This is a genomic window from Streptomyces aurantiacus JA 4570 (assembly GCF_000414115.1).
Lineage (GTDB): Bacteria > Actinomycetota > Actinomycetes > Streptomycetales > Streptomycetaceae > Streptomyces > Streptomyces aurantiacus_A.
Genome location: NZ_AOPZ01000176.1, coordinates 1 through 19183 on the forward strand (window position 1 = coordinate 1; position 19183 = coordinate 19183).

Here is a 19183-nt window from a genome sequence, read left to right on the forward strand (position 1 = left end):
GGGCCGGTGCTCGCCGCGGCGGACAGCGCTTCGGCGAGGCCGCCCAGCTCGACGTGGACGACGGTGACCGGCTTGGCCGGGCAGCTCGCGGCGGCGGCGCGGAGGGCGGCGGCCAGCGACTCGTCCTCGCCCCTGCGGGTGGACTCGCCAAGGGATGGGATGACGGTGACGACCACGGCGTCGCACGCGTCGTCGGCGAGCGCGGCGGTGAGGGCCGCGCGGAAGTCGTCCGGGGACGCGGCGGTCGTCAGGTCGCGGGGCGGCAGCGGCCGCAGGCCCTCGGCGACGCAGGCGTCGTACGTGAGCAGGCCGAGGGACTCGGAGTTGCCGAGGATGGCGACGCGCGGTCCGGCGGGCAGGGGCTGCCCGGCGAGCAGCAGTCCGGCGTCGACCAGCTCGGTCACCGTGTCCACGCGGATCACCCCGGCCTGGCGCAGCAGGTCGGACACCGTGGCGTGCGGGAGGCGGGTGGCGGCGCCTGCGTGGCCGGTGGGCGCGATGCCGCTGTGCCGGGCGCCCTGGACGACGACCAGGGGCTTCACGGCGGCGGTGCGGCGGGCGAGGCGGGTGAACTTGCGCGGGTTGCCGATGGATTCGAGGTACATGAGGGCAACGTCGGTGTCCGGGTCGTCGTACCAGTACTGGAGCACGTCGTTGCCGGAGACGTCCGCGCGGTTGCCCGCGCTGACGCAGGTGGACAGGCCCCACAGACCGCGGCCGCGGCGGTGCAGGCGGGACAGGAGCGCGATGCCGATGGCGCCGGACTGGGTGAACAGGCCGAGGCGTCCGGCGAGCGGCAGTTCGGGCGCGAGCGAGGCGTTGAGGCGCACCTCCGGAGAGGTGTTGATGACTCCGAAGGCGTTGGGTCCGATGATCCGCATGCCGTACGAGCGTGCCTGGCGGACGAGTTCGCGCTGCCGCTCGCGTCCCTCGGGGCCGCTCTCGGCGTATCCGGCGGAGATCACGACGAGTCCCTGGACGCCGTGTTCGCCGCAGTCGGTGACGGCCTGCGGGACGCGCTCGGCCGGGACGGCGACGACGGCGAGGTCGACCGGTTCGCCGATGTCGCGCACGGAGCGATGGGCGGGCACGCGGTCGACCTCGGCGGTGCCTTCGGGGAGCGTGCTGTTCACCGCGTACAGGCGGCCGGTGTACCCCGCGCCGAGCAGGTTGCGCAGGATGCCGCGGCCGACGCCGTCCGGGGAGCGGCCCGCGCCGATGACGGCGACCGAGCCGGGCGCGAGGAGGCGCTGTACGGAGCGGGCCTCGGCGCGCTGTTCGCGGGCGCGCTGGACGGCCAGGGAGCGGTCGGTGGGTTCGAGGTCGAGTTCGAGGCGTACGACGCCGTCCTCGAAGCTGCGCTGCTGCTGGTAGCCCGCGTCCGTGAAGACCTTGACCATCTTGGTGTTGGCGGGCAGGACCTCGGCGGCGAAACGGCGGATGCCGCGTTCGCGGGCGACGGCCGCGATGTGCTCGAGCAGCGCGGAGGCGACGCCGCGGCCCTGGTGGGCGTCCTGGACGAGGAAGGCGACCTCGGCCTCGTCGGCGGGCGCGGAGGCGGGGCGGCCCTCGGCGTCGATGCGGTCGTAGCGCACGGTGGCGATGAACTCGCCGCCCACGGTGGCCGCGAGGCCCACCCGGTCCACGTGGTCGTGGTGGGTGAAGCGGTGCACGTCCTTGGCGGACAGGCGCGGGTACGGTGCGAAGAAGCGGTAGTACTTCGACTCGTCCGACACCTGCTCGAAGAAGCTGACCAGGCGGTCGGCGTCCTCGGCTGTGATGGGCCTGATCCGGGCCGTGCCCCCGTCGCGCAGCACCACGTCGGCCTCCCAGTGGGAGGGGTAGGGGTGCCGGTCCGGCGGCGTCTGCATGGGGCCAGGGTACGGGTCGCGCGGCCGCCCGGGCCGGGGCAGTGTAGGAGGGGCCGCGCGGCGCTCGGGTGCGGGACGTCCGTCCGCGGACTGCCCGGCGATCGTCCGGCGGGAGCACCCGGGTCGGCATGAGATAGTGGTCTAGACAAGTGTGAGACACCTGGAAGGGCAGCAACACATGGCTGAGCGCCGCGTCAACGTCGGCTGGGCCGAGGGCCTCCACGCCCGGCCCGCCTCCATCTTCGTCCGTGCGGCCACGGCCGCCGGCGTCCCCGTGACGATCGCCAAGGCCGGCGGCAACCCGGTCAACGCCGCCTCGATGCTCGCGGTGCTCGGTCTGGGTGCGCAGGGCGGCGAGGAGATCGTGCTCGCTTCGGACGCCGAGGGCGCGGACGTCGCCCTCGACCGTCTGGCGAAGCTGGTCGCCGAGGGGCTCGAGGAGCTTCCCGAGACTGTTTAATCGGTGACGGTGCTCCGCACTCGGAGAACACCAACCGGCATAAAAAGTGAAGGGCCCGCCCGGAAATCCAGGGCGGGCCCTTTGCGTATCCGGCAGGTATTCGAAGTCGAAATGTAGGCAGCGAAAACCAATTTCTGCAGGTGCGCCCCTCTTTGTATACGGCGCCGCCGTTAATTCCGGGCGCTCACCGTGTTTACGGCATGTTGCGAATCCCTCACGCGCCCGGCGCGGGAGCCGGCCCGCGGCCGGTGCGCGGCGGCCGCCCGTTCGGCGTGCAGCATCGTGAGCGCGCGGGCCCGCTCCGCGTCGCCGCGGGCGACGGCGTCGACGACCGCGGCCCGCTCGGACCAGGTCTCCACGGGCGCGGCCTGCGGCTCGGCGACGTACATCCAGGCGATCTTGTGCCGCAGCTGGGTGAGCAGGGTGATGAGGCCGGGGCTCGCGGACGCCTGGGTGAGCGTCTCGTGGAACCAGCCGTCGAGCGAGCGGAGGTCTTCGGTGCCGCCGCGCCGGGAGCGCTCCTGGCCGAGCCGGACGAGGCCGCGCAGGACCTTCAGGTGCGCGTCGGTGCGGCGCTGCGCGGCGCGCGCGGCGGCCAGTGGCTCCAGGAGCGCGCGGATCTCCAGGAGGTCGGCCGCGTCCTGCTCGGTGGGCTCGGCGACGCACGCGCCGGCGTGTCTGCGGGTGACGACGAAGCCCTCGGCCTCCAGGGTGCGCAGGGCCTCGCGCACGGGGACGCGGGAGACGCCGTAGCGGCGGGCGAGCAGTTCCTCGGTGAGGCGCGTGCCGCGTTCGTAGACACCGGAGACGATGTCGTCCCGAATGGCTGTGCACACCGAGTGCGCGGGAATGCGCATGACGGACCTCCGCTTTAATGCCCGCGAAACGCGTCGGTCGACGCGTCGGCCGACGCGTCGAATGGCGCTCGTGCAACGACTCCATGGACTCCGCACGGACCCCTTGGATCCCGGTACGGACCTTATGGATCCCTGCGGACCTGTCGACACGGACTCTATTGCAAGGGGCCGCATTTTCCGACGGGCGGGCGGAATCCATGGATATCTTTTGGCCAAAAGGCATGCATACGCGGAAAGCCCCGGCTCGGGTGAGCCGGGGCTTTCGTGCGGCCGGGGTGCTTACCTCGGCGGTGCTGACCTGGGAGGTCCTGGCCTCGGGGGCCGGTCGCCTCAGACGTTGACGCCGTGCGAGCGCAGGTACGCCACGGGGTCGATGTCGGAGCCGTAGTCGGGGCCGGTGCGGGCCTCGAAGTGCAGGTGCGGGCCGCTGGAGTTGCCGGTCGAGCCGGAGAGGCCGATCTGCTGGCCCGGGGTGACCGTCTGGCCCACCGAGACGCTCAGGGACGACATGTGGCCGTACTGCGTGTACGTGCCGTCGTTGTGGCGGATCACGACGTTGTTGCCGTAGGCGCCGCCCCAGCCGGCCTCGACGACGGTGCCCGCGGCGACCGCCTGGACCTGGGTGCCGGACGCGGCGTGGAAGTCGACGCCGGTGTGGCTGCCGGAGGACCACATGGCGCCGCCGGTCTTGTAGCCGGTGGAGACGTAGCTGCCGTCGATCGGCGCGACGTACGAGCCCAGACGCTTGCGCTCGGCCGCGCGGGCGGCGCGCTCCTTGGCCTCGCGCTCCTTCTCGGCCTTCGCCCGCGCCTCGGCCTTCGCCTTCGCCTCGGCCTTGCGCTTGGCCTCGGCGGCCTTGCGCTTGGCTTCCGCGGCCTTGGCCTTCGCCTCGGCCTCGGCCTTCGCCTTGGCGGCGGCCTCGTCGGCGGCCTGCTTCTGGGCGGCGGCCTGGGCGTCGATCTCGTCGGCCAGGGAGTCGCCGATGGAGATGGACTGGGTGAGGCCGGTGTGCGCGTACTCGGCGGAGGAGCCTTCGGCGGCGAGCGCCGGGGCGGCCAGGCCCGAGATGACGCCGGTGGTGGTGAGCGCGGCGACGCCCGCGGCACTGGCGGTCGTACGCGACAGACGGCTCGGACGGCGGTGCTTGCCGGTCGGGCGGGTGAACGCCATGAAGCGGCTGATCCTTTCCTTCCTTCTCGCCTACCGGGTTTCCTTCCTTCTCGCCTACCGGGTTAGCTGACGGGTTCGGAGCAGGAAGGTCTCCTACGGGCTCCTCGCCTCGCGGCAAGGCGTCCGATTCACCCCAGGGACGTGTGGGTCCCCGGCTCCCCTGGCTCGCGCCGTACGGGGACTCGGCGATGACTGTCCGGTGCCGCGGACGCGGCGTGGTGCCTGACGGACAGCCGGACCGACGCTAAACGTCTCATCTTTCAATCGACAAACGGATCGGCCCTTTTGTAGCGCACGCCACAGGGCAGACTCACAACCTCCTGGCCAATTCGGACATATGGCGGCATGCAGGGACCCCAGTGGCTTCCTGCGCCACTGGGGTCCCTGTTTTCGCGGGGCGTTGAAGCCGCTATGCCCGGCTTTGCTCCGCCGGGCCGCTGGACGGCTGCTGGACGGCCGCTGGACCGCCGCTGCCGGTCGCCCCGGCAATCAGCCGGTGACCACCGTCACTTCACCGATGCCGAGCGCCTTGACGGGCTCCTCGATCTGCGCCGCGTCCCCCACGAGGACCGTCACGAGCCGGTCGTCCGGGAAGGCGTTCACGACGGCCGCGGTGGCCTCCACCGTGCCCGTCTCCGCCAACTGGCGGTACAGGCGCGCCTGGAAGTCGTCCGGCAGGTTCTGCTCGACCTGGTCGGCGAGGGTGGCGGCGACGGCGGCCGCCGTCTCGTACTTCAGCGGGGCGACCCCGACGAGGTTCTGCACGGCGACGTCGCGCTCGGGGTCCGTGAGGCCCTCCGCGGCGAGCGTGCGCAGGACCTTCCACAGGTCCTCCAGGGCCGGGCCGGTGTTCGGGGTGTCCACGGAGCCGCTGATGGCGAGCATCGCGGCGCCCGTCCCGTCCGGGGCGGAGCGCAGGACCTGGCTGAAGGCACGCACTCCGTAGGTGTATCCCTTCTCCTCGCGCAGGACGCGGTCCAGACGGGAGGTGAGGGTGCCGCCCAGGCAGTACGTGCCGAGGACCTGCGCTGCCCACACGCGGTCGTGCCGGTCCGGGCCGACGCGGCCGATGAGGAGCTGCGTCTGTACGGCTCCGGGGCGGTCCACGATGACCACGCGGCCGCTGTCGTCGGCGGTCACCGGGGGCACCGGGCGGGGCTCGGCCGCGCCGCCGGTCCAGGCGCCGAGGGTGTCCGCGAGGACGGCGTCCAGATCGGTGCCGGTGAGGTCGCCGACCACGACGGCGGTGGCCGCGGCGGGGCGGACGTGCTTCTCGTAGAAGGCGCGCACGGCCGCGGAGTCGATGGCCGCGACCGTCTCCTCCGTGCCCTGGCGCGGGCGCGACATGCGCGAGGACGCCGGGAAGAGCTGCTTGGAGAGCTCCTTGGCGGCCCGCCGCCCGGGGTTGGCGGTCTCGTGCGGGATCTCGTCCAGGCGGTTGCGTACGAGGCGCTCGACCTCGCTGTCCGCGAAGGCGGGCGCGCGCAGGGCGTCGGCGAGCAGGCCGAGCGCCTTGGGCAGGCGGGAGACCGGCACCTCCAGGGAGACCCGGACGCCCGGGTGGTCCGCGTGCGCGTCGAGCGTGGCGCCGCAGCGGTCGAGCTCGGCGGCGAACTCCTCCGCGGAGTGCTTGTCGGTGCCTTCGGAGAAGGCCCTCGCCATGATCGTGGCGACGCCGTCCAGGCCCTGCGGCTCGGCGTCCAGGGGCGCGTCGAGGTGGATCTCCACGGCGACGAGCTGCTGGCCCGGGCGGTCGCAGCGCAGCACCGTCAGGCCGTTGTCGAGCGCGCCGCGCTCGGGGGCCGGGAAGGCCCAGGGCCTGGCGGCGCCCGCCTGGGGCTGCGGGTGGAACTGCATCGTTGCGGCCTCGGTCACTTCGCCGCCTCCTCGTCGTCCTGGTCGTCCTCGGCAGCACCGGCGGCGTCTTCGGAGCTGATGGGTTCGTACACGAGCACCGCGCGGTTGTCCGGGCGCAGGCGGGCCTTGGCGACCTCCTGGACCTCCTCGGCGGTGACGTCGAGGACGCGCTGGACGGCGGTCAGGGCGAGCTGCGGGTCGCCGAACAGGACGGCGAAGCGGCACAGTTCGTCGGCGCGGCCCGCGACCGTGCCGAGGCGGTCGAGCCACTCGCGCTCCAACTGGGCCTGGGCGCGCTCCATTTCCTCCGGGGTGGGGCCCTCCTCGGCGAACCGGGCGAGCTCCTCGTCCACGGCGGCCTCGATGACGGGGACCTCCACGTCGCCGGACGTCTTCACATCCAGCCAGCCCAGGGAGGGCGCGCCCGCGAGCCGCAGCAGGCCGAACCCGGCCGTCACGGCGGTGCGGTCACGCCGTACGAGGCGGTTGTAGAGGCGCGAGGACTCGCCGCTGCCGAGGACCGTGAGCGCCAGGTCGGCCGCGTCGCACGCGCGCGTGCCGTCCTCCGGGAGGCGGTAGGCGGCCATCAGGGCGCGCGCGGGGACCTCCTCCTCGACGACCTCGCGCAGCTGCTCGCCGATGCGCTCGGGCAGCGAGCCGTCGCGCGGGGGCTGCTTGCCGTCGTGCGAGGGGATGGAGCCGAAGTACTTCTCGATCCAGGCGAGCGTCTGCTCCGGGTCGATGTCGCCGACGACCGACAGGACGGCGTTGTTCGGCGCGTAGTACGTACGGAAGAAGGCGCGTGCGTCCTCGAGGGTGGCCGCGTCCAGGTCGGCCATGGAGCCGATCGGCGTGTGGTGGTACGGGTGGCCCTCGGGGTAGGAGAGGGCGGTCAGCTTCTCGAAGGCCGTGCCGTAGGGGACGTTGTCGTAGCGCTGGCGGCGTTCGTTCTTGACGACGTCGCGCTGGTTCTCCATCGACTCCTCGTCGAGCGCCGACAGGAGCGAGCCCATGCGGTCGGCCTCCAGCCAGAGTGCGAGCTCGAGCTGGTGGGTGGGCATCGTCTCGAAGTAGTTGGTGCGCTCGAAGCTGGTGGTGCCGTTCAGCGACCCGCCGGCGCCCTGCACCAGCTCGAAGTGGCCGTTCCCCTGCACCTGCTTCGACCCCTGGAACATCAGGTGCTCGAAGAGGTGAGCCAGGCCCGTACGGCCCTTGACCTCGTGGCGAGAGCCGACGTCGTACCAGAGGCAGACCGCGGCGACCGGGGTCAGGTGGTCCTCGGAGAGCACCACGCGCAGGCCATTGGCCAGCCGGTGCTCGGTCGCTGTCAGGCCGCCGGAGCCGGCCTCGGCTGTGGCCGTGTGACCCATGGGCATGTACGTCCCTTCGATCGCGAAATCCTCGATAAGTGCTGCAAGTCCTGCCACTGTAAGCAAGGCCGCGGACACCTGGCGAAGTTCCCGGTCCGCCCTGCGCGTAGTCGGATTTCGCCCTCGGCGTGATCGGCCGGGGTGGGTGGACTCCGGCCACCCGGCGCGGCGGCCCGTGATCATGGTGGTGCCGGTGTGCCGCCCGGTTGACACGCGGTTGACGCCCGCACAGAACCGGGTCGTGGTCGGGGTTGTCAGTGGGACAGTCCACAATGGTCGGCGTCAGATCCCGCACTTGTTGGTGAAGGAGCCGCAGCAGCGATGGCCCGCCGCAGCACGAAGACCCCGCCGCCCGACGACGCGTTCGAGGAGAAGATCCTCGACATCGACGTCGTCGACGAGATGCAGGGCTCCTTCCTCGAGTACGCCTATTCGGTCATCTACTCCCGTGCCCTGCCCGACGCCCGGGACGGCCTCAAGCCGGTGCACCGCCGCATCGTCTATCAGATGAACGAGATGGGCCTGCGCCCCGAGCGCGGTTACGTCAAATGTGCCCGCGTCGTCGGCGAAGTGATGGGAAAGCTGCATCCCCATGGCGACGCGTCGATCTATGACGCCCTGGTGCGCATGGCGCAGCCCTTCTCGATGCGCCTCCCCCTGGTCGACGGCCACGGGAACTTCGGCTCCCTGGGCAACGACGACCCGCCCGCCGCGATGCGGTACACCGAGTGCCGCATGGCGGACGCGACGTCCCTGATGACGGAGTCGATCGACGAGAACACGGTCGACTTCGAGCCGAACTACGACGGCCAGGAGAGAGAGCCCGTCGCCCTCCCGGCGGCCTATCCGAACCTCCTGGTCAACGGCGCCTCCGGCATCGCGGTCGGCATGGCGACGAACATGGCCCCGCACAACCTCGGCGAGGTCATCGCCGCCGCCCGGCACCTGATCAAGCACCCGGGCGCCGACCTCGAGACGCTGATGCGGTTCATCCCGGGCCCGGACCTGCCCACGGGCGGCCGGATCGTGGGCCTGTCCGGCATCAAGGACGCGTACGAGTCGGGGCGCGGCACCTTCAAGATCCGCGCGACGGTCTCCGTCGAGGCGGTGACGGCGCGCCGCAAGGGCCTGGTCGTCACGGAGCTGCCCTTCACCGTCGGCCCCGAGAAGGTCATCTCCAAGATCAAGGACCTGGTCGGCTCGAAGAAGCTCCAGGGGATCGCCGACGTCAAGGACCTCACGGACCGCGCGCACGGCCTGCGCCTGGTCATCGAGATCAAGAACGGCTTCGTCCCGGAGGCCGTCCTGGAGCAGCTCTACAAACTGACGCCGATGGAGGAGTCCTTCGGCATCAACAACGTCGCGCTGGTCGACGGCCAGCCCCTGACGCTCGGCCTCAAGGAGCTCCTCGAGGTCTATCTGGACCACCGCTTCAACGTGGTGCGGCGCCGCAGCGAGTTCCGCCGGGGCAAGAAGCGCGACCGGCTGCACCTGGTGGACGGCCTGCTCATCGCCCTTCTGGACATCGACGAGGTCATCCGCCTCATCCGCTCCAGCGAGAACTCCGCGCAGGCCAAGGAGCGCCTGATCGGCCGCTTCTCGCTGAGCGAGGTCCAGACGCAGTACATCCTGGACACGCCGCTGCGCCGCCTCACCAAGTACGACCGCATCGAGCTGGAGTCCGAGCGCGACAAGCTGAACGCGGAGATCGAGGAGCTGACGCGGATCCTGGAGTCGGACGCGGAGCTGCGCAAGCTGGTCTCCTCCGAACTGGCCGCGGTGGCCAAGAAGTTCGGCACGGACCGGCGCACGGTGCTCCTGGAGTCCGGCGGCGCGCCCGCCGCCGCGGTGCCGCTGCAGGTGGCGGACGACCCGTGCCGGGTGCTCCTGTCGTCGACGGGCCTGTTGGCGCGTACGGCCAACGGTGAGCCGTTCGGCGAGAGCGACGGCAAGCGCGTCAAGCACGACGTGATCGTCTCGGCGGTGCCCGCGACGGCGCGCGGCGAGGTGGGCGCGGTGACGTCCGAGGGCCGGCTGCTCCGGCTCTCCGTGGTCGACCTGCCGCAGCTCCCGGACACGGCGTCGGCGCCCAATCTCTCCGGCGGGGCCCCGGTCTCCGAACTGCTCTCCCTGGAGGCGGACGAAAAGCTGATCTGCCTGATGACGCTCGACGAGTCCTCGCCGGGCCTGGCGCTCGGCACCGAACAGGGCGTCGTCAAGCGCGTGGTTCCCGACTACCCCACGAACAAGGACGAGCTGGAAGTCATCACCCTCAAGGACGGCGACCGCATCGTCGGCGCGGCCGAGCTGCGCACGGGCGAGGAGGACCTGGTCTTCATCACGGACGACGCGCAGCTGCTGCGCTATCCCGCGGGGCAGGTCCGTCCGCAGGGACGTCCTGCGGGCGGCATGACGGGCATCAAGCTCACCGACGGCGCGAAGGTCATCACCTTCACGGCAGTCGACCCCGCGGTGGACGCCGTGGTGTTCACGGTCGCGGGCTCGCGCGGCACGCTCGACGACTCGGTGCAGACGACGGCCAAGGTCACGCCGTTCGACCAGTATCCGCGCAAGGGGCGCGCCACGGGTGGTGTGCGCTGTCAGCGGCTCCTGAAGGGCGAGGACTGCCTGAGCTTCGCCTGGGCGGGTCCGACGCCCCCGCGCGCGGCCCAGCGCAACGGCATGCCGGCCGAGCTGCCGGAGCCCGATCCGCGCCGGGACGGCTCCGGGGTGTCGCTGGCGAAGCCGGTGGTGGCGGTGGCCGGGCCGGCGTAGCCGACGCGGCTCAGCCGGCTTCGGCTTCGGCTTCGGCTTCGGCTCCGCGGCTTCGGCTTCGGCTTCGGCTTCGGCTTCGGCGGGAGGCTGCTGCGGTTCCGGCTCCTGTACGTAGCGCAGGACGCCCCACATGCCGAACTCATCGGTGCCCGGGGCGTCCTCGTCGTTCTCCCGGCACATCGTCAGCTGCTCGTCCAGCGCGGTGACGTCTATGCCGGAACCGATGAGGACGAGCTGGGTGAGCCGCTTCTCACCGGGCTCCCACGGCTCGGGGTAGAAACGCAGGAACCGCCCCACGGAGTGCACGGCGTACCGGTTGCGGGCGTCGGCGGCGCCGAAGTCGACGTACCCCTTGATGCGGTACAGCCCTTCGGGCCTGCTGTCGAGGAAGGCGATCAGCCGGCGCGGGCTGAGGGGCGCGTCGGAGGTGAACGCGAGGCTTTCGTAGCCGGAGTGCAGGTGGGTGTGGGCGGGGTCGCCGCAGCCGCGGGAGCCGTCGTGGTGGCTGTCGTGGGCGTCGTGGCTGTCGCGGCCGTCGGCGGCAGGGGCGCCCTCCGCGTCAGGGCCGCCGTCCTGCTCGCTCCCGTGGTCGTGCAGATCGTCGAAGGACAGCTGCCCCACGCGCTCCTCCACGGGCTTGCGGTCGAGGAGGAGCTCCACGTCGACGCGCCCGTACGAGGCGGGGACGACGGCCGCGCGGTCGGTGCGGCGGTGGACCTCGGCGAGGATCCGCTCCCGCTCGGCGTCGCTCACGCGGTCGGCCTTGTTGACGACGACCAGGTCGGCGATGCCCAGATGCCGGTCGACCTCGGGGTGCCGCTGCCGGGTGGCGTCGAACTCGGCGGCGTCGACGACCTCCACGAGGCCGCCGTACACGATGTTGGGGTTCTCGCTGGCGAGCACCATCCGCATGAGCTCCTGCGGCTCCGCGAGCCCGCTCGCCTCGATGACGATGACGTCGATGCGGGCGGAGGGGCGGGCGAGCCGCTCCAGGTACTCGTCGAGCTCACTGGCGTCCACGGCACAGCAGAGGCAGCCGTTGCCGAGCGAGACGGTGGAGTCGCCGAGCGCTCCGGCGACAGCCATGGCGTCGATCTCGATGGACCCGAAGTCGTTGACGATCGCGCCGATCCTGCTGCCGCCGCTGCGGTGGAGCAGGTGGTTCAGGAGTGTCGTCTTCCCCGAGCCGAGAAAGCCCGTGAGTACGACAACCGGAATCTGCTGCTCACGCACGTGCGGCCCCTCGCGTCAACTCGCATCAAGCTGGATCAAGTCGCTCAAGACGCGTACACATCGCGGCGACGAAGGTGTACGACGATTGAAGACCGCCCCAGGATATGTGCGCGTAGACGCGCCGGTTGGTGAACGATTGTTAGCGGCGCTCGCGGGGCACACATTGGGCACGGCGCAGGGATGTGTGGGCCCCCTTTCCTTCCGTGCGCCTCCTCTCCGCCTCCCAGCCGATCAGAGCCGCTCGGCACTCTGGGAGACGGCAAGCGCCGCCCATCGCTCGCCGGTCCGCACCCTGTCGCCCCGCACCCGACGACCGGCGGACGGTCGCCTGATTCGGGGGTTGACATGGCCACACAGAAACTATGGACAGGGGAGCTACGCTCCGCGGCCGGGGCGGGGCTCGCCTTCGCCGCCGGGTGTCTCCTGCTCCTGGCTGCTCAGCAGCGCAAATACACCCAGCTTCGCGCCCAGGTGGACCGCGCGGAACGCGCGGAGTGGCGCCGCGCCATGATGGCGGAGCAGCAGGAGCTCCAGCTCTATCTGCTCCGCAAGGCAATCGAGGACCCCGATCTCGCGGCGGTCTACAGCATCGCGGAGGCCGAGTCGCCCACTCAGCGCCGCCAGTTCCTCTTCGCCAACGCGCTCTACACGAACGCGCTACTGGCCTACCGCAGCAACGTCGTCACCTGGGAGGAACTCCACGGCCACCTGCGCTGGATCTGCACCAACCCGGTCTTCCGCCAGTACTGGCACGCCACCCGCCACCAGCGCGCCAGCCTCAAGGACGCTTCGGACGAGGCCCGGGTGGGCCGGATGACGGACACCATCATCCGCGACCTGGACGAGGCCGACTCCGACGAGTGGTGGGTCGTGGGTGAACCCCCGCCTGAATAGGTCCAGTTGGAGCAGCCTGTGACCGAGGTGTAATTGGGAGGGTGTTTAATCGTCCCCGCTCCGTATTTCCGCGCGCGGCGGCGGGCGCGCCCGCGCGCCCGCAACGCGGAGCACCGACAGACCCTCCTCATCACCCTCACTCCTCAAAGGACCGGGATCCACTTTGAAGATCGTGCGCCGCATCGGTGCGTCACCACGGGAACGAGGCAGTCTCGCAGGCGACACCTGCCCAGACATCTTCGAACTCAGCACTGGCGACTTCGCAGTCATCGGGACAGAAGCCACAGCGGCGCTCGACAGCGAGCTGCCCCCGGACGCCGCGCGCGCCGACCACGAACGCATCGTGATCGTCAGCCGCGAGACACTCGTCCGTGCGAAAGCCGACATTCCCAACAGCTGATCCGCGGCGCGGAGTGACGACCGGCGCTCACCGCGCCCTCTCCGTCGAGGTCCTCCGGCCACCCCGTTGAGGCCCACCTCCGGAAGACGAACTCCTTCGCCCGCTCCACCGACTTTGCTTTCCGTGAGGCCCGCGCCCGACCGGCGCCGGGCCTCACCGCCGTCTCAGGCCCAGATTCCGCCGTCTCAGCCCGCAGGCGCCTCCGGCTCGGGCACCGGAACCGGCGGCACCGGCCCCACATACCGCGCCGCCGGGCGGATGATCTTCGAGTCCTGTGCCTGTTCCAGGATGTTGGCGCCCCAGCCGACCACGCGTGCCGACGCGAACGTCGGCGTGAACATCTCGCGCGGCAGCCCGCACAGCTCCATGACCACGCCCGCGTAGAACTCCACGTTCGTGTGGAGTTCGCGGCCGGGCTTGAGCTCCGCGAGGATCGCCTCGACCTGCCGCTCGACCTCCACCGCGAACTCCACCAGCTCGCCGCCGAACCCCTGCGCGATCCCGCGGAGCATGCGCGAGCGCGGGTCCTCGGTGCGGTACACGGGGTGCCCGAAGCCCATGATCCGCTCGCCCGCGAGGACACGTTCACGGATCCAGGGGTCGATGCGGTCGGGCGTGCCGATGGCGTCGAGTGTGTCCAGGGCCCGGCTCGGGGCGCCGCCGTGCAGGGGCCCGGACAGCGCGCCCACCGCCCCCACGAGGCAGGCGGCGACGTCCGCGCCGGTCGAGGTGATGACCCGGGCCGTGAAGGTGGACGCGTTGAAGCCGTGGTCAATGGTGGAGATCAAGTATTGCTCGACCGCCCTGGCCCGCTCGGCGTCCGGCTGCGAACCCGTCAGCATGTAGAGGTAGTTGGCGGCGTACGGGAGGTCGTCGCGCGGCTCCACGGGGTCCAGGCCCTGGCCGAGCCGGTACAGCGCGGTGAGCAGGGTCGGCACGACGGCGGACGCGGCCAGCGCGTCGGCGCGCCGCTGGTCCGTGTCTATGTCGTACACCGGTCGGAAGCCCTTGGCGGCGCCGAAGAGCGACAGCGCCGAGCGCAGCCCGGCGAGCGGGCCCGACAGCGCGCTGGCGTGGGCGATGCCGGGCAGCGCCACGCGCACCTCCTCCGGCAGGTGCCGCAGAGCGGCCGTCTGCTGGGCGAAGGCGGCGCGCTGCGCGGCGTCCGGCAGCGTGCCGTGGAACATCAGGTGCCAGACGTCCTCGAAGCTGCGGGTCTGCGCGAGCTCCACGGCGGAGTACTGGCGGTAGTGGTAGAAGCCCTCGCGTCCCCTGACGTCACCGAGTTGGGTCTCGGTGACGACGACACCCGCGAGTCCGCGGGGGACCTCGACGGGGGCGGCGGGCGCGGCGACCTCGGTGGGGGCGGCGACCTCGGTGGGGGCGGCGGTGGAGCCATTGATCGACATGTTGTTCCTCGACTTCCTCCCTGGACTTGATTTGACTGTCCATGCTTGACTTGAACTCTGTCAATATTGATTGGATCAATACCTTCATCCAGATGTCGGGACGTGGATACGGTGACGCCCATGACGGATCAAGAAGCGGGCCGCCACGGCGCGTCCGCCCGCCAGGACCGCCGCCTCAGCACCAAGGAGGCCGCGGAAGTGCTCGGCGTGAAGCCAGAGACGGTGTACGCCTACGTGAGCCGCGGCCAGCTCAGCAGCCGCCGCGGCCCCGGAGCGCGCGGCAGCACCTTCGACCCCAAGGAGGTCCAGGCTCTGGCGCGCAGGAACAGGCGCGAACCCGCGGCCGCGACCGGCGCCAACGAGCTCTCCGTCCGCACGCGCATCACGCTGATCGACAAGGACCGCTACTACTTCCGTGGCGTGGACGCGGCCGAACTCGCCCTGCGCCACTCCTACGAAGAGGTCGCCGAGTGGCTGTGGACCGGCGTGCTGCGTCCCGGCATCCACTTCACGCCGCCTCCGGAGTCGGCCGGAGCGGCGCGCCTGGCCGTGCGCGCCCTGCCGGAGCACTGCGGCCCCACGGACCGGCTGCGGGTGGCGGCGATCGCCGCGGCGGCCGCGGACCCGCTCCGCTTCGACCTCTCCGAAGAGGCCGTCATCGGCGCGGCCCGCGCCCTGATCCCGACGCTCGTGGCCGCGCTCCCGCCCGTCCTGCCCACGCACCGGGACGGCGGCCCGCTCGCCGGTCGCCTATGGGGGCGGCTGAGCGGCCACAAGCCCGACGACGCCTCCCTGCACGCCCTGGACACGGCGCTGGCCCTGCTCGTCGACCACGACCTGGCGGCGTCCACGCTCGCGGTCCGCGTCGCGGCGTCGGCACGCGCCCATCCGTACGCGGCCGTGTCGGCGGGCCTCGGCGTCCTGGAGGGCCCGCTGCACGGGGCGGCGAGCGGTCTCGCCCACCGCATGCTCCTGGAGGTCCTGGACCGCGGCACGGCGGCGCCGGTCGTCGCCGGCGAACTGCGCGCGGGCCGCCGCGTCCCGGGCCTCGGCCACCGCCTCTACCCGGGCGAGGACCCCCGCGCGCGGGCCCTGTTCGGCCTCCTGGAGACGATGCCGAAGGCCGGCCCCGCGCTCGCCGCGGCCCGCGACGTGGTGGCCACCACCGCCCGCCACACCGACCTGCACGCCAACGTGGACCTCGCCCTGGCCGTCCTCACCGCCTCGTCCGGCATGGCCGCGGAGGCGGGCGAAACGGTGTACGCCGTGGCGCGCACCGCCGGCTGGATCGCACACGCCCTGGAGGAGTACGGGGAACGGCCGATGCGGATGCGCCCCGTCGGGCAGTACACCGGGGTGCGGCCGCCCCAGCCGCTGCCCGGCGAATGAGACCGGCCAGGCCGGGGGCAGGTTAGGCTCACCTCCGTGAGTACGTGCGCGACCGCCTCGCGGGATCTGGACGAACCTCTCGCGGGCACCGCGGCCACCGCCAGGACATGGCTGCTCCTGGAACAGCCCGGCCCCTGGGGCGCCAAGGCGCTCACATCGAGCCATCTGGATCCTGAGGTGGGCCGCGCCCTGGAGGCGGCCGTCGAGACAACCGGCGTGCGGATCGCGCTCATCCGGCGCCCGGGCCGCCACGCCGACTGCCACACGCCCGCGCGGCCCCGGGTGTACGCCGCCCACACCGTTCCCGGGAACGCCTGGCTGCGCTCCCACGTGGTGGACGATCCACGGCAGTTGCTGGACCTGGACTTCGCGGGCCTCGGCGCGGGCGACCACGGCGGTTTCGGCGTCCCGCACACCGGGGATCCGCTGGCGCTCGTGTGCACCAACGGCAAACGCGACCGCTGCTGTGCGCTGCTCGGCAGGCCGCTCGCCGGTGAACTGGTCGCCTCCGGAGAGGAAGGCGTCTGGGAAGTCACTCATCTGGGTGGTCATCGCTTCTCCCCCACGCTGCTCGTCCTGCCGCACGGCTACGCGTACGGCCGCACGGCCGCGCCCGCCGTCAAGGAAATCCTTCAGGGAGTGCGTGAAGGGCGTGTCGTCACCGAAGGGTGCCGGGGCAGCTCCGCCTGGGAACGCCCCGGACAAGCCGCCGAGCTGGCGGTGCGCAGGGCCGCGCGGGAGGACGCCGCGGGCGCGCTGAGCGTCGTACGCACGACGGGTGACGCTCCGCGCTGGGACGTGACGGTCGCCCACACCGACGGCCGCCGCTGGCGCGTCACCGTGGCGCAGGGCGCTTCGCTGCCACCGCGCCCGGAGAGCTGCGGGGCGGCCCTGGCGTCACCGGCGCGGATGGACGTGATGGCGGTGCGGGAGACCACGTAGGGCGACGCGGGGCCGCACAGCACGGGCACGGGCACGGCCATCGGCACCCGCACCCGCACCCGCACCCGCACCCGCAACCGCACGCACCCGCACCCGCACCCGCACCCGCACCCAGGAATACCGCCCACCAGGAGATACACACCACACTGGCTTCGGAGTGGCCCGCCCCTCGCCGTACCGTTCGTACACATGAGCCCCACTCCCCCTGCCCGACGTCTGCGCCTCGGCCTGCCGCGGCGTGTCTTCTCGCAGGTGCTGCTGATGCAGGTGGCGATCGCCGCCGGGGTGGCCGTGCTCGCCACCGGGCTCTTTCTCGCGCCGCTCAGCGACCAGCTCGACGACCAGGCGATGCGCCGGGCCCTGGCCATCGCACAGACGACGGCGGCCCAGCCGCGGATCGCCCAGGACCTGAGCTCCTCGCGCCCGACGGCCGACGGTCCCGTGCAGTCCGCGGCGGAGCGGATCCGCCAGGCCAGCGGCGCCGAGTACGTCGTGATCATGAACAAGAAGGGCGTGCGCTGGTCGCACACCGACCGCGACGAGGTCGGCAGGGTCGTCTCGACCGACCCCAGCGACGCGCTCGCGGGCCGCGACGTCATGGAGATCGACAACGGCACACTCGGCCGCTCCGCGCGCGGGAAGGTACCGCTGCGGGACGCGGGCGGGACGATCGTGGGCGCTGTCTCCGTAGGCATCGAGTACGACAGCGTGCGCGCCCGGCTGATCCATACGATCCCGAGCCTGTTCGCGTACGCGGGCGGGGCGCTCGCCGTCGGGGCGCTCGCCGCCTACCTGATCTCTCGCAGGGTGCACCGCCAGACCCGGGACCTCGCGTTCTCCGACATCTCGGCGCTGCTCGCGGAGCGCGAGGCGATGCTGCACGGCATCCGTGAGGGCGTCGTCGCCCTGGACCGCGACGGCCGGATACGGCTGCTCAACGACGAGGCACAGCGTCTCCTGGGCCTCGGCACGGAGGTGCTCGGGCAGCCTCTGGAGGCGGCGCTCGGCGAAGGCCGCACCGCGGATGTCCTTTCGGGCCGGGTGGCCGGTACGGACCTGCTGACCGTGCGCGGCCGGCGCGTCCTGGTCGCCAACCGCATGCCCACCGACGACGGCGGCGCCGTCGCCACTCTCCGCGACCGCACCGAGCTGGAGCAACTCGGCCGCGAACTCGACTCCACGCGCGGCCTCATCGACGCCCTGCGCGCCCAGGACCACGAGCACGCCAACCGCATGCACACATTGCTCGGCCTGCTCGAACTGGAGATGTACGAGGAGGCCGCGGAGTTCGTCGGCGAAGTGGCCGGGGCGCACCGGGTGACCGCCGAGCAGATCACCGAGAAGATCCACGATCCGCTCCTGTCGGCTCTGCTGGTCGGCAAGGCCACCGTCGCAGCGGAGCGCGGTGTGACCCTTGCCGTCTCCGAAGACACCGCTCTGCCCGACCGGCTCGTCGACCCCGGCGGCCTCGTGACGATCGTCGGCAACCTCGTCGACAACGCGCTGGACGCCGCGACGGGGCTGCGCGACGGAGCTGTGGGCAACGAGCACGCGCGCGTAGAGGTCGCTTTGCGTATCGAGGGCCTGGAAGGGCGCACGGTTGTCCTGCGGGTTCGTGACACGGGTCCCGGTGTGCCCGCGGATCGGCGTGAGTCGGTCTTCACGGAGGGCTGGACCACCAAGGAGCCGCCGGCCCACGGGAAGCGCGGCATCGGCCTCGCCCTGGTGCGCAGGCTCGCCGAACGGCAGGGCGGCAGCGTGGCGGTCGGCGCGGCGCCCGACGGCGGCGCCGAGTTCACCGTCGTACTGCCCGAAGGGCTCGCGGAGCCCCGACCGGTCGCCACGGAGGAGACACGATGATCGAAGTACTGGTCGTGGACGACGACACACGCGTGGCGGACGTCAACGCGGCCTACGTGGAGAAGGTCCCCGGCTTCCGGGTGGCCGGGCGCGCGCACAGCGCCGCCGAGGCGCTGCGGCTCATCGACGAACTGGCCGTCGATCTGGTGCTGCTCGACCACTATCTGCCGGACGAGACCGGCCTCGCCGTGGTCCGCTCCCTGCGCGAGCGCGGTCACCAGACCGACGTGATCATGGTGACGGCGGCGCGCGACGTGGCCACGGTGCAGGCCGCGATGCGCCACGGCGCGCTGCAGTACCTGGTCAAGCCCTTCTCGTACGCGGGACTTCGCGCCAAGCTCGACGCGTACGCGACACTGCGCCGCACCCTCGACGGTGGCGGTGAGGCGGAACAGGCCGAGGTCGACCGCATCTTCGGCGCCCTCTCGGCCACGCCGGCGCCGGAGCTGCCGAAGGGGCACTCCCCCACTACCGCGGAGCTGGTCCGCAGGGCTCTGATGACCGCTGAAGGGCCGATCTCCGCCCAGGAGTTGGCGGAGCACACCAGGCTGAGCCGACAGACCGCACAGCGCTATCTGAAGCTTCTGGAGCGCACGGGCAGGGTGCGGCTGAGCCTGAAGTACGGCGACACGGGCCGCCCCGAGCACCGCTACGAGTGGACCTCAACCCTCTGATCAGCCCTCTGATCCACCGTCT

At 71.9% G+C, this 19183-nt stretch carries 14 protein-coding genes, 1 pseudogene and 1 riboswitch; of the genes and pseudogenes, 8 read left to right on the forward strand and 7 right to left on the reverse strand.

Annotation, left to right across the window (positions count from 1 at the left end; all coding sequences use genetic code 11):
* Positions 1-1871: GNAT family N-acetyltransferase (locus STRAU_RS18315; protein WP_037660265.1), on the reverse strand; the 1871-nt coding region annotated here is incomplete at its 3' end.
* A gap of 178 nt (positions 1872-2049) precedes the next feature.
* Between STRAU_RS18315 and STRAU_RS18320 the strand changes: the two genes are divergently transcribed.
* Positions 2050-2331: an HPr family phosphocarrier protein gene (locus STRAU_RS18320; RefSeq protein WP_016641838.1), complete on the forward strand. Its 282-nt coding sequence runs from the start codon at positions 2050-2052 to the stop codon at positions 2329-2331.
* Positions 2332-2501: 170 nt separating this feature from the next.
* On the opposite strand, the gene STRAU_RS18325 is transcribed toward STRAU_RS18320, so the two are convergent.
* The 4 genes from STRAU_RS18325 to STRAU_RS18340 form a co-directional block, all read right to left on the reverse strand.
* Positions 2502-3188, reverse strand: coding sequence for a GntR family transcriptional regulator (locus STRAU_RS18325; RefSeq protein WP_016641839.1), 687 nt, complete (start codon positions 3186-3188; stop codon positions 2502-2504).
* A 330-nt stretch (positions 3189-3518) separates the two neighbouring features.
* The gene (locus STRAU_RS18330) at positions 3519-4358 is read right to left on the reverse strand and encodes a M23 family metallopeptidase (protein ID WP_016641840.1); all 840 of its coding nucleotides are present in this window, start codon (positions 4356-4358) and stop codon (positions 3519-3521) included.
* Between the two features lie 37 nt (positions 4359-4395).
* Positions 4396-4556, reverse strand: a riboswitch (cyclic di-AMP (ydaO/yuaA leader).
* A 291-nt stretch (positions 4557-4847) separates the two neighbouring features.
* On the reverse strand, positions 4848-6233 hold the full coding sequence (locus tag STRAU_RS18335) for a M16 family metallopeptidase (protein ID WP_037660268.1): 1386 nt from the start codon (positions 6231-6233) through the stop codon (positions 4848-4850).
* Complete coding sequence (locus tag STRAU_RS18340; RefSeq protein WP_037660269.1) at positions 6230-7591, reverse strand: M16 family metallopeptidase; 1362 nt, start codon at positions 7589-7591, stop codon at positions 6230-6232. Before STRAU_RS18340 ends, STRAU_RS18335 begins: the two co-directional genes overlap by 4 nt.
* Before the next feature lie 315 nt (positions 7592-7906).
* On the opposite strand from STRAU_RS18340, the gene STRAU_RS18345 reads away from it, so the two are divergent.
* Positions 7907-10360, forward strand: a complete 2454-nt coding sequence (locus STRAU_RS18345) for a DNA gyrase/topoisomerase IV subunit A (RefSeq protein ID WP_016641843.1) — start codon at positions 7907-7909, stop codon at positions 10358-10360.
* Positions 10361-10399: 39 nt separating this feature from the next.
* Here STRAU_RS18345 and STRAU_RS40360 read toward each other — a convergent pair.
* A pseudogene (locus STRAU_RS40360) lies at positions 10400-11593 on the reverse strand (CobW family GTP-binding protein); the annotation flags it as partial.
* Positions 11594-11938: 345 nt separating this feature from the next.
* Here STRAU_RS40360 and STRAU_RS18355 point away from each other — a divergent pair.
* Together STRAU_RS18355 and STRAU_RS18360 are read left to right on the forward strand one after the other, a co-directional pair.
* Positions 11939-12487, forward strand: coding sequence for a DUF6082 family protein (locus STRAU_RS18355; protein WP_016641845.1), 549 nt, complete (start codon positions 11939-11941; stop codon positions 12485-12487).
* Positions 12488-12650: 163 nt separating this feature from the next.
* A complete protein-coding gene (locus STRAU_RS18360; RefSeq protein WP_016641846.1) occupies positions 12651-12887 on the forward strand; it encodes a hypothetical protein in 237 nt (78 codons plus the stop codon).
* A 185-nt stretch (positions 12888-13072) separates the two neighbouring features.
* On the opposite strand, the gene STRAU_RS18365 is transcribed toward STRAU_RS18360, so the two are convergent.
* A complete protein-coding gene (locus STRAU_RS18365) occupies positions 13073-14296 on the reverse strand; it encodes a citrate synthase/methylcitrate synthase (protein WP_016641847.1) in 1224 nt (407 codons plus the stop codon).
* Positions 14297-14416: 120 nt separating this feature from the next.
* On the opposite strand from STRAU_RS18365, the gene STRAU_RS18370 reads away from it, so the two are divergent.
* The 4 genes from STRAU_RS18370 to STRAU_RS18385 all read left to right on the forward strand — a co-directional run bounded on the left by STRAU_RS18370 (position 14417) and on the right by STRAU_RS18385 (position 19161).
* Positions 14417-15685: a citrate synthase gene (locus STRAU_RS18370; protein ID WP_037660271.1), complete on the forward strand. Its 1269-nt coding sequence runs from the start codon at positions 14417-14419 to the stop codon at positions 15683-15685.
* Positions 15686-15721: 36 nt separating this feature from the next.
* The gene (locus STRAU_RS18375) at positions 15722-16627 is read left to right on the forward strand and encodes a sucrase ferredoxin (RefSeq protein WP_016641849.1); all 906 of its coding nucleotides are present in this window, start codon (positions 15722-15724) and stop codon (positions 16625-16627) included.
* Positions 16628-16816: 189 nt separating this feature from the next.
* Positions 16817-18487, forward strand: coding sequence for a sensor histidine kinase (locus tag STRAU_RS18380; RefSeq protein WP_037660272.1), 1671 nt, complete (start codon positions 16817-16819; stop codon positions 18485-18487).
* The gene (locus tag STRAU_RS18385) at positions 18484-19161 is read left to right on the forward strand and encodes a response regulator (RefSeq protein ID WP_016641852.1); all 678 of its coding nucleotides are present in this window, start codon (positions 18484-18486) and stop codon (positions 19159-19161) included. Before STRAU_RS18380 ends, STRAU_RS18385 begins: the two co-directional genes overlap by 4 nt.
* The last annotated feature ends 22 nt before the right edge of the window (positions 19162-19183 follow it).

Excerpts from the sequence above, each read along its gene's own strand:
- STRAU_RS18370 (WP_037660271.1), top strand. The coding sequence starts at position 14,417 with ATGACGGATCAAGAAGCGGGCCGCCACGGCGCGTCCGCCCGCCAGGAC.
- STRAU_RS18320 (WP_016641838.1), top strand. The coding sequence starts at position 2,050 with ATGGCTGAGCGCCGCGTCAACGTCGGCTGGGCCGAGGGCCTCCACGCC.
- STRAU_RS18385 (WP_016641852.1), top strand. The coding sequence starts at position 18,484 with ATGATCGAAGTACTGGTCGTGGACGACGACACACGCGTGGCGGACGTC.
- STRAU_RS18380 (WP_037660272.1), top strand. The coding sequence starts at position 16,817 with ATGAGCCCCACTCCCCCTGCCCGACGTCTGCGCCTCGGCCTGCCGCGG.
- STRAU_RS18330 (WP_016641840.1), bottom strand. The coding sequence starts at position 4,358 with ATGGCGTTCACCCGCCCGACCGGCAAGCACCGCCGTCCGAGCCGTCTG.
- STRAU_RS18345 (WP_016641843.1), top strand. The coding sequence starts at position 7,907 with ATGGCCCGCCGCAGCACGAAGACCCCGCCGCCCGACGACGCGTTCGAG.
- STRAU_RS18365 (WP_016641847.1), bottom strand. The coding sequence starts at position 14,296 with ATGTCGATCAATGGCTCCACCGCCGCCCCCACCGAGGTCGCCGCCCCC.
- STRAU_RS18340 (WP_037660269.1), bottom strand. The coding sequence starts at position 7,591 with ATGCCCATGGGTCACACGGCCACAGCCGAGGCCGGCTCCGGCGGCCTG.
- STRAU_RS18325 (WP_016641839.1), bottom strand. The coding sequence starts at position 3,188 with ATGCGCATTCCCGCGCACTCGGTGTGCACAGCCATTCGGGACGACATC.
- STRAU_RS18355 (WP_016641845.1), top strand. The coding sequence starts at position 11,939 with ATGGCCACACAGAAACTATGGACAGGGGAGCTACGCTCCGCGGCCGGG.